Annotated in this window: 10 protein-coding genes and 1 pseudogene; 7 read left to right on the forward strand and 4 right to left on the reverse strand. The window is 64.7% G+C overall.

Features of this window, described 5'->3' with window-relative positions; genetic code table 11:
* Positions 1 to 176 precede the first annotated feature (176 nt).
* Together AC1DYX_RS20285 and AC1DYX_RS20290 are read right to left on the reverse strand one after the other, a co-directional pair.
* Positions 177 to 1,808, reverse strand: a complete 1,632-nt coding sequence (locus tag AC1DYX_RS20285; protein ID WP_477262123.1) for a DHA2 family efflux MFS transporter permease subunit — start codon at positions 1,806 to 1,808, stop codon at positions 177 to 179.
* A gap of 15 nt (positions 1,809 to 1,823) precedes the next feature.
* Positions 1,824 to 2,984 carry an HlyD family secretion protein gene (locus AC1DYX_RS20290; protein WP_477262125.1) on the reverse strand — a complete coding sequence of 387 codons (1,161 nt, stop codon included), beginning with the start codon at positions 2,982 to 2,984 and terminating at the stop codon, positions 1,824 to 1,826.
* A 113-nt stretch (positions 2,985 to 3,097) separates the two neighbouring features.
* Between AC1DYX_RS20290 and AC1DYX_RS20295 the strand changes: the two genes are divergently transcribed.
* From AC1DYX_RS20295 to aqpZ, 6 genes are all read left to right on the forward strand, one after another.
* Positions 3,098 to 3,754, forward strand: a complete 657-nt coding sequence (locus AC1DYX_RS20295; protein ID WP_477262127.1) for a TetR/AcrR family transcriptional regulator — start codon at positions 3,098 to 3,100, stop codon at positions 3,752 to 3,754.
* Positions 3,755 to 3,868: 114 nt separating this feature from the next.
* Positions 3,869 to 4,054 carry a hypothetical protein gene (locus AC1DYX_RS20300; protein ID WP_477262129.1) on the forward strand — a complete coding sequence of 62 codons (186 nt, stop codon included), beginning with the start codon at positions 3,869 to 3,871 and terminating at the stop codon, positions 4,052 to 4,054.
* Between the two features lie 111 nt (positions 4,055 to 4,165).
* Positions 4,166 to 5,287 (forward strand): sensor histidine kinase, encoded by a 1,122-nt coding sequence (locus tag AC1DYX_RS20305; protein WP_477262131.1) that lies wholly within the window; start codon positions 4,166 to 4,168, stop codon positions 5,285 to 5,287.
* A 31-nt stretch (positions 5,288 to 5,318) separates the two neighbouring features.
* A complete protein-coding gene (locus tag AC1DYX_RS20310; protein WP_477262140.1) occupies positions 5,319 to 6,104 on the forward strand; it encodes a LytR/AlgR family response regulator transcription factor in 786 nt (261 codons plus the stop codon).
* A 272-nt stretch (positions 6,105 to 6,376) separates the two neighbouring features.
* On the forward strand, positions 6,377 to 8,611 hold the full coding sequence (locus AC1DYX_RS20315) for an NADP-dependent isocitrate dehydrogenase (RefSeq protein WP_477262133.1): 2,235 nt from the start codon (positions 6,377 to 6,379) through the stop codon (positions 8,609 to 8,611).
* Between the two features lie 325 nt (positions 8,612 to 8,936).
* Entirely contained in the window at positions 8,937 to 9,683 is a 747-nt protein-coding gene (gene aqpZ / locus AC1DYX_RS20320; protein WP_477262135.1) for an aquaporin Z, read from the forward strand.
* 142 nt (positions 9,684 to 9,825) lie between these two features.
* Here the strand turns inward: aqpZ and AC1DYX_RS20325 are convergent, their stop codons facing one another.
* Positions 9,826 to 9,894, reverse strand: a complete 69-nt coding sequence (locus AC1DYX_RS20325; protein WP_477262142.1) for a PEP-CTERM sorting domain-containing protein — start codon at positions 9,892 to 9,894, stop codon at positions 9,826 to 9,828.
* A 177-nt stretch (positions 9,895 to 10,071) separates the two neighbouring features.
* Positions 10,072 to 10,950 carry an NAD(P)-dependent oxidoreductase gene (locus AC1DYX_RS20330; protein ID WP_477262137.1) on the reverse strand — a complete coding sequence of 293 codons (879 nt, stop codon included), beginning with the start codon at positions 10,948 to 10,950 and terminating at the stop codon, positions 10,072 to 10,074.
* A 924-nt stretch (positions 10,951 to 11,874) separates the two neighbouring features.
* Here AC1DYX_RS20330 and AC1DYX_RS20335 point away from each other — a divergent pair.
* Positions 11,875 to 12,113: pseudogene (locus AC1DYX_RS20335) on the forward strand (hypothetical protein); the annotation flags it as partial.

Genomic DNA, 12,113 nt, shown 5'->3' on the forward strand with positions numbered 1-12,113 from the left:
GCCGGCGTAGCGACGCCCGGCGTGGCGACGCCCGGCGTGGCGACGCCCTGCGGCGCGACGAAATCCTTGCCGACGGTGCCGCAGGCCGACAACAGCGCGGCGACAGCCAGCGCGCCGGCAGTGTGGACGAGGGGCTTGAACATAGTAGTCTTCATTCTGGTATCCATTGATTGGGTTCAGTGGCCGCCGCCACCGCCGCCACTGGGCGACTTGACCTTGTCCGAGAACCACAGCGGGATGATCGCCACGAGCAGGATCACGCCGACGAGGAAGAAGCCATCGTTGTAGGCCATCACGAACGACTCCCTGCGCACGATGCGGTCGATGGCGCCGATCGCCTGCTGGGCCGCCGTCACCGGGTCGATGCCCTTGGCGATGAAGGCCTGCGTCAGCGTATCGAGGCGGCTCTGCGTGGCCGCGGCGGCCAGCGAGACCGACTCGCCCAGGCGCTCCGAGTGGAAGTGCTCGCGGTTCGTGAGCGCCGTCGCCAGCAGGGCGATGCCGACCGAGCCGCCCAGGTTGCGGGTCATGTTGAACAGGCTCGACGCCGACGGCATGTCCTTCGGCTGGATGCCGGACATGGCGAAGTTCGACAGGGTCAGCATCACGAACGGCTGGCCGAGCGCGCGGATGACCTGCGACAGCATCAGCTGGTCGTAGCCCGTGCTGGCGTCCATGTAGGCGTTCATCAGGCACGAGACGCCGAACAGCCCGAGGCCGAACGAGCACAGGAGGCGGTTGTCGATCTTCTGCGACAGGCGCGCCACGAACGGCATCACGAACAGCTGCGGCAGGCCGACCCAAGCGATCACTTCACCGATCTGCATCGGCGAGTAGCCGGCGATCTGGCCCAGGAACAGCGGCAGCAGGAACGACGAGCCGTACAGCCCCATGCCGATCACGGCCGACAGCGCGGTCGCGACGAGGAAGTTGCGCTGGCCGTACAGGCCCAGGTTGACGAACGGGTCGCTGCGCGAAAAGTTCGTCACGACCCAGCCGAGGATGCCCACCAGCGCCAGCGCCGCGAAGATGACGATGAAGCTGGATTGGAACCAGTCCTTCGAATTACCCTCTTCCAGGAAGATCGTGAGGCTTGCGAGACCCAGTGCCATGAAGGCGATGCCGAGCCAGTCGGCCTTGTACAACGCCTGCAGGTTCATGGGCTCGCGGTCGATGCCCCAGTACATGCCGGCGATCAGCAGCACGCCCGGCACCCAGTTGATGTAGAAGATCGACGGCCAGCCGTACAACTCCGTCAGGTAGCCGCCCAGCGTGGGGCCCATCGCGGGCGCCAGGGTGGCGGTCAGGCCGAACATGGCCATGCCGACGGCGCGCTTGGCCGGGGGCAGGCGCGTCATCACGAGGGTCATCGCCATCGGGATCAGCGCGCCGCCCGTGAAACCCTGCAGCATGCGGAACACGATCATGCTCGACAGGTTCCACGCGGTGCCGCACAGCGTCGAGAACGCGAGGAACAGCGCCGTCGTCAGCATCAGGTAGCGGCGCTGGCCGAGGGCGCGCACGAACAGCGCCGTCATCGGGATCACCACGATCTCGGCGCACAGGTAGGCGGTCGAGATCCACGAGCCCTCTTCCTGGGTGGCCGACAGGGTGCCGAGGATGTCGCGCAGCGAGGAGTTGGTGATCTGGATGTCGAGCACCGCCATGAACGCGCCGAGCAGGCCGGCCAGCACCGCGATCCAGGTGCGCGCGTCGACGCGCGTACCGTTGGCCGGGGGGGCGGCGCCCGGGTTGGCACCGCCCGCCGGCGCCTTGGGCGCCATCGGTTTGGTGATCGTCGTGGACATCACGGTTCCTTTGTTTTATTGAGCGGCGGCGGTCTTCTGGCGCAGGTCGATCTCGACGACGGTCGACATGCCCGGCACGAGGCGGCCCGCGTACTTCTTCAGGTCTTCGGGCGCGAACGTGATTTTCACGGGCACGCGCTGGACGATCTTGGTGAAGTTGCCGGTCGCGTTATCGGCCGGCAGCAGCGCGAACTGGTTGCCCGACGCCGGCGCGAAGCTGTCCACGCGGCCGACCAGTTCGTGCTTCGGCAGCGCGTCCACTTCGATCTTCACTTCCTGGCCCGGCTGCAGGCCGGCCAGCTGCGTTTCCTTGAAGTTGGCGGTGACCCACACGTCGTCCTGCACGATGGCGGCCAGCTGCTGGCCCGGCTGCACGCGCGCGCCGACTTCCACGCTGCGCTTGCCGATGCGGCCGGAGACCGGCGACACGATGCGGTTGTAGCCGAGCTGCTGCCGGGCGTCCTTCAACTGGGCCTGCAGTACTTTCACCTGCGCCTTGAACACGTCGCGCGCCGAGGCGGCGGCGATGATCTGCGCCTGGGCGGCCGCGGCATTGTCGCGGCGTGCCGTGACGTCGGCCGTGGCGCCGGCACGCGCGGCGGTAGCGGCATCGACTTCGGCCTTCGAGACGGCCTTCATCTGGGTGTTGTACAGCTGGCCGTAGCGCTCGGCGTCCTGCTTCGCGCGCACCAGGTTGGCCTGGGCCTGCACGACCTGCGCCTGGGCGGCCGACGCCTGCGCCCTGGCCTGCTCGACGGCGGCGTCGGCCTGCACGATCTGCTGCTGCACGCTGGCGATCTGGGCCTGGATCTGCTCGACCTTCACGCCCTGGTCGGCCGGATCCAGCTCGGCCAGCACGTCGCCGGCCTTGACGATCTGGTTATCGTTGAACATCACTTTCGTCACGACACCCGGGATGCGCGACGACACCGGGTGCACGTGGCCCGTGACATAGGCATTCTCGGTCTCGACGAAATAATGGCTGCGGTACCACATGCGGCCGCCGGCGGCCAGCGCGGCGGCGGCGATCAGACCCACGACGATCAACACCCGTTTCGGAGGCCCCTTGGGGGCGTTCGTCGCGTTCGCGGCATTGGCGGACGCGCCCTGGGCTGCCGGTGCGCCCGGCGGGACGGCGGCCGGCTTGTGGTCGGCCGAGGTTTGCGTATCAGGCATGTGAACTCCGAAGAAATAATGAAATTGGTCAATCGCATTATTGGACACATTTTTGCCAAAGTCAAGAAATGAAACGGTTGCATTTCATTTCGGTTTGGAATACAGTGGTAACCATGGACAAACATATGCATGACGCGGCCGAGTGCTCCGGCAAGGCTGCAGGCCGCCCCAAGGCCGCCGATGTGGAAGCGCGTACCCAGGAATTGCTCCAGGTTGCCGCCGCCCTGTTTCTCAAGAATGGCTATACGAAGACGAGCCTGGAATCGATCGCCCGCGCGGCCCACGTCGCGGTGCGTACCATCTACGTGAAATTCGGCGGCAAGGAAGGCCTGCTGTCCGCCGTGCTGGCCGCCAAGCGTCACAGGTTTTTCCGCAGCCAGCCGATGGAAACGGACATGCGCCCGCTGCGCGAGGTGATCGATGATTTCGCGCACCAGATGCACGACCTCATGACGTCACCGGAAGCCGTCGACATGCAACGCATCGTGCTGKCCGAGGCGCCCACGAATCCTGCACTGGCCGAGGCCTTCTGGAACGGCGGCCCGCGCAAGACACGCGAGATGCTCTCCGGCTACTTCTCAAGGCCCGACGTGCGCGCCCAGATGCGCCCGGACGTGCCGCTGGACATCCTGCCTTGCGTGCTGATGAGCACCATCGGCGGCGAACAGTTCATGACCTTCATGCATCCGCACCGCGTCGTGGATCGGGATAAAGCGAAACGCGACCTGGAAGCCCGGATGGAGCTGTTTTATCGCGGCATCCTTCCTTGACTGTTTGGCAATGTGCGTCATCGCACCGACTTGAACAGTGGGAACCGCATAGCCTGAGGTCTTTGATGTCATGAACAACAATACGAAGACGGCAGTTCGCCGCAGGGAGGGAGCATGAGCAAGTCGTCACGTTACGAATGGCGCGACCAGCAAGCCGCGCTGCATGAGCGCATGAAGGGTTTTATTGCCAACCCGAGCAATGAACAGCTCGAGGCCGTGGTCGCCGAAATGCGCGCCTATGCCGATGCGGCACAGACAGGCAGTATCGAGATTCCGCAGCGCTGGACCAGTTACAACTAATTCAACTTGTCGCCCATCCATCGGCGGAAGCGCACTGCGTTTCCGCCGATTTCTTTTTATCGCGGCATTGTTTCGGTGATAATTTCCCGGCCGACTGAACCTGGGATAACCATGCCGACACCCGCCACCACGCCTTCGCTGCATCCACTGGAAACGTTCGCCCCGTTCCGGCGCTGGCGCCCTTCACCGCTGCGCAACCTCGTCTACACGTTCGTGTGGAACGGCATCATCGGCATCGCGCTGGCCTGTGCCGCGGTCCTGTTCGGCAGTCGCGCACCGTTCGGGGCGCTGCTGGGCGAGATGCTGCTGGCGTCGAACATCATCGGATTCCTCATCCACGCGATGGTGCACGTGCTGCGCCGTGTTGCGCCCGGGCGCAACGGCCCGGCCATGCGGACCGCGCGGCTGCTGCTGACGGCATGCTGCGCCACGGTCGGCATGGCCGTCACCGATGCGCTGCTGGGCGGACGCAGCGCGTTCGGTTTTCTGCCGCACGCGGAATTGCTGGCGCGCTACCTGCCGGGCGCGGTCGTCGTCGCGCTGCTGATGGTGGCCGTGCTGGCGGTGGGCGAGCGGAGGATCGCGCGCGAGATCGAGGCCGCCCGCCAGCAGGAACAGATCGCCGAAGCGGCGCGCCTGCTGGCCGAGGCAAGGCTGCGCACCCTGCAGGCCCAGATCGAGYCGCACTTCCTGTACAACACACTGGCCAACGTTGTCAGCCTGATCGGTCCGGAACCGGCCCGCGCCCGCCACATGCTGGAGCGCCTGATCGACTTTCTGCGCGCGAGTTTGTCGGCCAGCCGCGCCGGGCACGCGACCTTGGGGTCCGAGATCGACCTCGCCTGCGCCTGGCTCGACCTGCTGGGCGTGCGCATGGGCGCGCGCCTGCGCTGGCGCGTGGACGTCGATGCGGCCTGCCGCGACGCCGTCATCCCGCCGATGCTGATCCAGCCGCTGGTGGAAAACGCCGTCATGCACGGCATCGAACCGAAGGTGGAAGGCGGCACCATCGTCGTGCGTGCGCGCCGGCTGGATAATGGCCTGTGCGTCGAAGTCGCCGACGATGGCGTCGGTCTCGTGCCGGCGGCCCCGCGTCCGGGCGGTGGCGTCGGCTTGTCCAATCTGCGTGAGCGGCTGCGTTCGTTGCATGGAAGCAGTGCTCAAGTACAATTGCTCGAAAATCAAGACGGAGGCGTGACGTCGCGCCTGCTTCTACCTTTTCCACCTTTGTAATCGCATCGACCGAGGTGCCGCCATCGAACCCATCCGCGCCGTACTTGCCGACGACGAACCGCATCTGCTGGCCTATCTGGAAGAACAACTGGGCAGCGCCTGGCCGGACCTGCGTATCGTGGGACGCGCCGGCAATGGCATCGAGGCGCTGCGCCTCGTGGACGAATTGGCCCCGGACGTCGTCTTCCTCGACATCCAGATGCCGGGCCTGAACGGCCTCGATCTCGCCGCACGCCTCGCGGACGAACGCAAGGCGCCGCGGGTCGTGTTCACGACGGCGCACGAGGCCTACGCGCTGCAGGCGTACGAGCATGCCGCCTTCGACTACCTGCTGAAACCCATCCGGCTCGAGCGCCTGCAACGCACCGTCGAGCGGTTGCAAGACACGCTGGCTGCGCCGGCGGCCGCGCCGTCCGCCGAGATGCTGGCCGGGCTGCTGCGCCAGCTCGGGGTGACGCCGGCCGCCGCACCCATGCCAACACCGGCACCGGCACCGTTGCAATGGATCCGCGCCGCCCAGGGCCAGGAGACGCGCCTGATCGCCATCGACGAAGTGATCTACTTCCAGAGCAACGACAAGTACACGAGCGTGTTCGTGGCCGACGGCGAGCACCTGATCCGCACGCCGATGCGCCAGCTGCGCGAACAGCTGGATCCGCAGCAGTTCTGGCAGATCCACCGCAGCGTGATCGTGGCCGCGCGCCACGTGGCCGGCACCCGCACGGATTTCCGCGGGCGCCTGCTCGTGAAGCTCAAGGGGCGCGACGAGCAGCTCGTCGTCAGCCGCAACTACGCCGACCTGTTCCGCCAGATGTAGCCAGGCCGGCAACGCCGGCCGCCTGAATTCCACATTGCGAAACACCCTTTCACGATCTGCTTCGCCTTTACGCAAAGGTCGTGCATAATAGCGTGTGTCCTATGTCTTATATAAGACTTAGTCGAACGGAAAGATCGCTGCGGCGGGACTTCCGGATGCGACGTCCGTGGCCGCCGGATCGACGTTTGACGGAGTATGATCCCCCGGTCCGGACAACCGATATTTTCTAGTACAAGTATTCGAAACCTTCCCGCACATCGAGGAACAAGCGTATGAGCAGTGATCAGACCATCATCTACACCCTAACCGACGAAGCGCCCCTGCTGGCCACCCACGCCTTCCTGCCCGTCGTCGAGACGTTTGCCAAGCCCGCCGGCATCCACATCGAAGAGAGCGACATCTCCGTCGCGGCGCGTATCCTCGCCAGCTTCGCGGACTACCTGTCGCCGGAACAGCGCGTGCCGGACGCCCTGTCGGAACTGGGCAAGAAAACGCTGCAGCCGGAAGCCAACATCATCAAGCTGCCGAACATCTCCGCCTCGGTGGGCCAGTTGCAGGCCGCCATCAAGGAACTGCAGGGCAAGGGCTACAACCTGCCCGACTACCCGGCCGATCCGAAGACGGACGAGGAAAAAGAGATCAAGGCCCGCTACGGCAAGTGCATCGGTTCGTCCGTGAACCCGGTGCTGCGCGAAGGTAACTCGGACCGCCGCGCGCCGAAGGCCGTCAAGGAATACGCACGCAAGAACCCGCACTCGATGGGCGAATGGTCGCAGGCGTCGCGCACGCACGTGTCGCACATGACGCACGGCGACTTCTACCATGGCGAGAAGTCGATGACGCTGGACCGCGCGCGCGACGTCAAGATGGAACTGGTCACGAAGGGCGGCGAGACCATCGTCCTGAAGCCGAAGGTCGCCCTGCTGGACGGCGAGATCATCGACTCGATGTTCATGAGCCGCAAGGCCCTGCTCGAGTTCTACGAGCAGCAGATCGAAGACGCGCACAAGACCGGCGTGATGTTCTCGCTGCACGTGAAGGCCACGATGATGAAGGTCTCGCACCCGATCGTGTTCGGCCACTGCGTCCGCACCTTCTACAAGGACGCCTTCGAGAAGCACGGCGCCCTGCTGGACAGCCTGGGCGTGAACGTCAACAACGGCATGGCCGACCTGTACAACAAGATCGCCAAGCTGCCGGATTCGCAGCGCGAAGAAATCATCCGCGACATCCACGCCTGCCAGGAACACCGTCCGGCGCTGGCCATGGTCGACTCGGCCAAGGGCATCACCAACTTCCACTCGCCGAACGACGTGATCGTCGACGCATCGATGCCGGCGATGATCCGCGCCGGCGGCAAGATGTACGGCGCCGACGGCCGCCTGAAGGAAGTCAAGGCCGTGATTCCGGAATCGACGTTCGCCCGCATCTACCAGGAGATCATCAACTTCTGCAAATGGCATGGCGCCTTCGACCCGCGCACGATGGGCACCGTCCCGAACGTCGGCCTGATGGCCCAGCAGGCCGAGGAATACGGCTCGCACGACAAGACCTTCGAAGTGCAGGAAGACGGCGTCGCCAACATCACCGACCTGGCAACGGGCGAAGTGCTGCTGTCGCAGAACGTCGAGAAGGGCGACATCTGGCGCATGTGCCAGGTGAAGGACGCCCCGATCCGCGACTGGGTCAAGCTGGCCGTCACCCGCGCCCGCAACTCCGGCATGCCGGCCGTGTTCTGGCTGGATCCGTACCGTCCGCACGAGAATGAACTGATCAAGAAGGTCAAGACCTACCTGGCCGACTACGACACGACGGGCCTGGACATCCAGATCATGTCGCAGGTGCGCGCGATGCGCTTCACGCTGGAGCGCGCATGGCGCGGTCTGGACACCATCTCGGTGACCGGCAACATCCTGCGCGACTACCTGACCGACCTGTTCCCGATCCTGGAACTGGGCACCAGCGCCAAGATGCTGTCGATCGTCCCGCTGATGGCCGGYGGCGGCATGTACGAGACGGGCGCCGGCGGTTCGGCACCGAAGCACGTGCAGCAGCTGACCGAGGAAAACCACCTGCGCTGGGACTCGCTGGGCGAATTCCTCGCGCTGGCCGTCAGCCTGGAAGACCTGGGCCTCAAGACGGGCAACGCGAAAGCCAAGCTGCTGTCGAAGACGCTGGACGCCGCCACCGGCAAGCTGCTGGACAACCGCAAGTCGCCGTCGCCGAAGACCGGTGAACTCGACAACCGCGGCAGCCAGTTCTACCTGGCGATGTACTGGGCCCAGGAACTGGCGCAGCAGCTTGACGACGCCGCACTGGCCGCGTACTTCGCGCCGCTGGCCAGGCAACTGGCCGACAACGAGCAGAAGATCGTCGCCGAACTGATCGAGATCCAGGGCAAGCCGGTCGACATCGGCGGCTACTACAAGCCGGACAACACCAAGGTCAAGGCCGTGATGCGTCCGAGCGCGACGTTCAACCAGGCACTGGCCAGCGTCGGCGCCTGACGGTAGCGGCGCCCGGCGCGCCGCCACCCAAGCACAACCCGGTACCGCGCAAGCGGGCCGGGTTTTTTTGCGCCCTCGACATTATCATTATCATACAAGTGCCATCGTGACAACTGTGCAAAGAGATTGCTTTCGCAGTTCACAATCATTCGTATGATGCCCGGACAATCCGACCCGGCACGATCCCACGGAGACAAGCGCTTCACGCATGCCGGGCACGAGCACGGCCAGTCGCGCAGACAGGCTGCTGTACGAATCCGCTGGCGCACCTCCGCGCCACATCTAGAATGGGTAAAGCACCACACCCTGTTTTTGGGAGATCACCATGTACCGTAAATGTCTCGCCGAGTTCATCGGCACCTTCTGGCTCGTACTGGGCGGCTGCGGCAGCGCCGTGCTGGCCGCGACGTTTCCCGGCGTCGGCATCGGCCTCGCCGGCGTCTCGCTGGCCTTCGGGCTGACCGTGTTGACGGGCGCCTATGCGCTCGGCCCCATCTCGGGCGGTCACTTCAATCCGGCCGTCACGGTCGGACTCTGGGCCGGCGGACGCTTCCCCGCGCGCCAGATCGTCCCCTACATCCTCGTGCAGGTCTGCGGGGCGATCGCCGCGGCGGCCGTGCTGTACCTGATCGCGAGCGGCAAGCCCGGCTTCGACGTGGCCGCCGGCTTCGCTTCCAACGGCTATGGCGAGCACTCGCCGGGCAACTATTCGCTCGTAGCAAGCCTCGTCACGGAAGTGGTCATGACCTTCATGTTCGTGCTGATCATCCTGGGCGCCACGCATACCCGCGCACCGGTCGGCTTCGCCGGCCTCGCGATCGGGCTGGCGCTGACCCTCGTCCACCTGATCAGCATCCCGGTCACGAATACGTCCGTCAACCCGGCCCGCAGCACCGGCCCCGCGCTGTTCGTCGGCGGCTGGGCGCTCGCGCAACTCTGGCTGTTCTGGGTCGCGCCATTGCTGGGCGGCGTGCTGGCCGGCGCGTTGTACCGCACCGTGCTGGAGCGGGACGTGACCGAGCCGGCGGTGGAAGGCCAGGCCGACGTGGGCCTGCGGCCGGTCCACCACTAAGAGCGTATCCCGTAGGATGGAATGATTGATGCCGGGGGCATCAATCACGCACTGTGCCCACCGAACGCACGCCGGTCCGCGAACGTTTGGTGGGCACGGGGTGCCCACCCTACTGGCTTGCCGCCCCGTTTTGTATCGCCGCTTACGCCGACTTGCGACGGCGGCGGCGGATGAAGGCCATCGCGCCGGCGCCCAGGCCGAACGTCGCGATGCCGACCGGCTCCGGCACGGCGTTCAACGTATCGTTGCTGGCAAAGGTCGTGAAGGCAGCGGCATTCGCGGCCTTGAATTGCGCCTGCTGGTTACCGTCGCAGCAGGCTTCCAGCCCGTAGATCTTCAGGACGTGGCCGCCTTCCCCGAGACTGATCGAACCCTTCAGGGTGCGACATCATTGGAATCCGCCACGCCGCGCCGCGTGCTTGCCCAGCGCTGCCAGGTCGAGGTCACCGTCGCCCTGCGCGACGGCGTCTTGCAGGGTCGCCTGCAGCGTTTCGCCGAACGCCAGCGGCAAGCCTTTATTCCGGCCCGCCTCCACCGCGAGACGCACGTCCTTCAGGCCCAGCGACAGCTTGAAACCGGCCGGCGAATAACGCTGCTGCGCGATCATGCCGCCATAGCCCTTGTAGACCGGCGAGCCGGCGAACAGCGTGCTCGTGACCAGGTCGATGAAGTCGGCAGCCGGCACGCCGTGAGTACGGGCCAGCGCGGCGCCCTCCCCCGTCGCCTCGATCGCGCACGCGAGCATCAGGTTGCACGCGAGCTTGATCGCGTTCGCCTGCTCCGGCTCGCTGCCGAAGCGCCACGTCCTTTGTCCCATCAGGTCGAACAGCGGCTGTACGCGTGCGATCAGTTCGTCGCTGCCGCCGGCCAGGATATTCAACTTGCCCGCTTCCGCCACGTCCACGCGGCCCAGCACGGGCGCGGCCACGTAGCCGACGCCATGCTCCACATGCAGCGCCGCCATCTCGCGCGCGAACGCGACGGAGACGGTCGCCATGTTGACGTGGATGCTGCCGGGTGCCATCGCGTCCAGCACGCCGCCATCCAGCAACACGGCGCGCGTGGCGGCGTCGTCGGCGAGCATGGTGAACACGATGTCGGCAATGCCGCACTCGGCGGGCGTCGCGGCCGGCTTCGCACCCTTTGCCGCCAGCGCCCGCACCGGCTCCGGGCTGCGGTTCCAGATGTGCACGGGCTGGCCGGATTGCAGCAGGTTGGCAGCCATGTGGTGGCCCATGGCGCCCAGGCCGATGAATGCGATGCTCATGCGTACTCCTTCGTTCGGGTGTCTGCCCGCCGTCGGGCAAATCAGTATTAAACCAGCAATCGCGCCGGGCCGGCGCGGCACCGTGCCGGGCTGCTATCCGGCGTTCCGTGTTGTCATCCCGCCCCGTCTCCTTCACGAATAAATGCTGTGCTCAAACCAGGAAAGTGTTAAATTTAGATGACGTACATACTCGCGCACCCGAAACATTTCCGACGCGCAAATATTATTACCATAATCCAATGTCTCGATGTACGAACAAATATCTGGATGTATCGCAAGGTAGAAGGCAAGACAGCAGGGCACGATCTGGTCGGCCTTGAACGTGACGGCGCCGAGCGCGATATCGCAACATCGCGCGGCCGGCCAGGCCGTCGCAGTCAATGCTTCGGTAAGTTGGGTTCATTACACGACAATCATGGAGGAGACACCCATGAACAACCGCTCTACGATATGCATGACGACATTGCGCGGAAAGACACGGAGCTTCGGCCCGATCGGTCCTGCTTCCGCGCTGCTCTCATTGAATACAATCCCGCTCCCGCGTTACGGCACTGCAGGTCAACGGTTTCACACAACCGCCCCGATGACTTCGAGCGAAAATGATATCGATATCCTAAACACGACGCCGACCAGCTCGGCTGCTTGCCCCAACGGCATACGACGCCTGCACAGGGTCATCGCCGTGGCGCTCCATCGTTAATCTCTCATTCATGCTAACGCAAATATACATATTCAGTGTATTGCCGTGTGGAAATATTACTGCCATAATTTAACGGTTTGATGCTCGAACAAATCTCTCGCATCGTTGCGAGACTGCGGGCAAGGCGACGGGGACGCCCGGGACGCCCTTGAACGTGACGGTTCCGGCGCACGATCTTATTGTTGAGATTGTTACTTATGCAATCAGGGTCGACGCGTCGGTTAATGATGTTCATTAATGAAGGGGTACCGATGAAAAATAGTTCCAAGATGTTTGGTCGAACCAGTCTTGCCGCTGCGCTGCTCTTGTTGAGCACGTCCATGCTGCCGGGTTACAGCACTGCCCAGACCAGCGGTTTTGTGCATCCAGGCGCGCCGCTCACCGCCTCGGATCTGGCCACAATCAAGTCGTACATCGATGCAGGCAAGCAGCCATGGAAGTCCGCGTATGCCCAGTTGGCGGC

Source organism: Massilia sp. P2_C2 (genome assembly GCF_056404615.1).